Source organism: Clostridium sp. CAG:43, assembly GCF_000434655.1.
Lineage (GTDB): Bacteria > Bacillota > Clostridia > Lachnospirales > Lachnospiraceae > Otoolea > Otoolea fessa.
Map to the genome: position 1 here is coordinate 9107 of NZ_FR895056.1, position 2733 is coordinate 11839.

Sequence of the window (2733 nt, forward strand, 5' to 3'; positions counted from 1 at the left end):
CGCTTCTTCGCCGGAATCAGCCGCCAGTCTCTCATCGATGCCTGCCTGTTCTGCATCTGCCTTATCAATAATGGAAAGAAAGTCTTCCACCGAAGAGGCATTTCGCAGGGAATCTGAGAAATTCTCGTCCATCATGAGAACGGAAAGCTTGCTCAACACATCCAGATGTACGTTATCTTTTGTATTTGGCGCTGCAATCAGGAACAGCAGAGTGACCGGTTCGCCGTCCAGGGAGTCGAAATCCACGCCATTTTTGATGACCATCGCCGCCAGCCCCGGCTTTTTGACCGCATCACATTTTCCATGAGGAATTGCAATCCCCTCGCCGATACCGGTCGTGCTCTCTTCTTCTCTCGCATAAACCTGCTTGCGGAATGCCTCGACATCCGACAGCTTTCCGCTCGCCGCCATCAGCTCTACCGCCTTGTCCAGTGTCTCCGATTTGCTGGTGGGTGCCGCATCCAGCGATATACTTCTCGGATCCAGTAAATCAGTAATCTTCATATCTGTTGCCTCCCTATTTATGCCCGAATGTCAGGTATGCATCGCATATCCGGCAGTACATTCTGCCAGCTTCAAAAATGTCTGCATACAACCTCATCCGATTTTTGTGATTTTACAGTTCTCATACACTTTCTTTATCTCATCCTTCGTCGCCAGCTGCTCCGAAAAGGCGCTCGCGCTTCCAGCTGCCAGTCCCATGCGGAAAGCGTGTTCATAATCTCCGCTCTCCCCGTATCCGGCCAGGAAACCGGCTACCATCGAATCTCCGGCTCCGACACCATTTTTCAAGGTTCCCTTCGGTGCTTCCGCCGCATAGACGCTTCCATCCTCCGCCAGAAGAACCGCGCCCTTGCCTGCCATCGAAACCAGCACGTTGACCGCACCTTTTTCCTGCAGCTTCTTCGCATACGGAACAACTTCCTCCCGCTCCGAGAGCTTCACGCCGAAAATGTCTCCCAGTTCATGATTGTTCGGTTTGATTAAAAATGGATGGTGTCCCAGCACATTGAGCAGCAGATCCTTGGTCGCGTCCACAACAATCCGGACGTTCCTGCCATCCAGGCGCTCCATAATCTTCTGATAAATATCATCCGGCATCGACGCTGGAATACTTCCAGCCAGCACCAACGTATCATCCGCCCCCAGCCGGTCAAGCTGGGTCATCAGCGCATCCACCGCTTCCCGCGGAATCTTCGGTCCCCGACCGTTGATCTCAGTCCCGTCGATGGATTTCAGCTTCAGGTTGATGCGGGAGACTCCCTCATCCAGGGAAATAAACTCGGCTTTCACGCCCAGCTGCTCCACTTCCTTCCGAACCTCCTCGCCGACAAACCCGGCAGTAAAGCCAAACGCCGTATTGGCAATTCCAAGGTTTTGAAGGACCGTCGAAACATTGATTCCCTTTCCGCCCGGAAGCAAAAGCTCCGAATCCGTCCGGTTAGTCAGTCCGAGCTTAAAATCGCTCACTGACACAATATAATCTAACGATGGATTAAAGGTTACCGTATAAATCATAAGCCTTCATTCCTTTCTTATCTTGATTGATTCTGACTGTATTATAAAATCATTTTCATTCAAAATCAATCAAACTTATTCACAAACATACTGCCTCTTTTTGGGTTATATTGCACAATTTTGATTTTTTATGATTGTTTTTGATTGATTGTTTCGTGTGAATTCCGGCGAAACGATTGCTGTCACTGATGGAATAGTGTTTCCAAAAACATCATTTTTACTCAGTTTCATCTCCTCTTCTAATCGTAAAATCCCCCTTTGTTGACAAGGATTTCCCCATTTGCTATAGTAAATGAAGAATTTTGTAATATCTTTGTAATATTTCCAAGATGTTTTTATATCAGAAAGGATATACGATATGAACGATTCCCCTTTGAAACCTGCTTCTTCCAGGCGCAAAAAAATGGATAAAACAATGATGGCGATCTATTTCCTGATCCTTTTTATTGTGGCCGGGGCGGCTCTGCTGGCATTTCTATGCCTCTCTAAACCTTCTGATAAGAAGAACAAAGCAGGCTCTGATCCTTCCATTGCTTCTTCCAGCACCTTAAAAAACAGTCATCAGACCGGCACCGATGCTAAAAGTACGGCGAAAGCCAAAATCAAAGAAGAAAAGCCGGTCGATCCGTATGAAAATCTCGCGGTCGCCAATGTGGATGATGCGCTGAACCTGAGAGAAAAACCAGATACAGACGCCAAGGTACTCGGCACCTGCTTCCGCGGAGGCGGCGGTACCATTTTAAAACGCAAAAATGGCTGGACAAAAATCCGCTCCGGCGGGCTGGAGGGATGGCTCAAGGACGATTATCTTGTATTTGGCGATGATATCAAGCCGCTCGCCAAAGAGCTCGGTCTCTATATCGCTACCGTCAGCACACAGACACTCCATGTACGTGAGGAAGCCAGCACGGATTCTGCCATCGTCGGTCTGGCTGCCGCGGAAGACTACTATCCTGTACTGAGTCAGGAAACTGGATGGGTCAAAATCCAGCTTTCCGTCGACACCTCCGGTTACGTTTCTTCTGATTATGTTACAATCAGCGTCAAGCCAGGACGCGCAATCAGCATTGAGGCTGAGATGGCAGCGCTGGAGGCGGCACGACAGGCTGCTGAAGAAGCTGAGCAGGCATCCAGAGCCGCCGAGGAAGCCCGGATTGCAGCCGCAAAATCGCAGGCAGAAGCAAACGCAGCTAAAGGTTCCTCCCAGACTTCGGG

Annotated in this window: 3 protein-coding genes; 1 reads left to right on the top strand and 2 read right to left on the bottom strand. The window is 49.3% G+C overall.

The annotated features are described in order from the left end of the window. On the bottom strand, window positions 1-504 hold a 504-nt coding region (locus tag QVO97_RS04520), incomplete at its 3' end, for a PTS sugar transporter subunit IIA (RefSeq protein ID WP_288188925.1). Window positions 505-597: 93 nt separating this feature from the next. After that, a complete protein-coding gene (gene pfkB, locus QVO97_RS04525; protein WP_022359200.1) occupies window positions 598-1518 on the bottom strand; it encodes a 1-phosphofructokinase in 921 nt (306 codons plus the stop codon). Between the two features lie 403 nt (window positions 1519-1921). On the opposite strand from pfkB, the gene QVO97_RS04530 reads away from it, so the two are divergent. Next, window positions 1922-2733, top strand: an 812-nt coding sequence (locus QVO97_RS04530; protein ID WP_288188926.1) for an SH3 domain-containing protein, incomplete at its 3' end; no start/stop codon positions are given.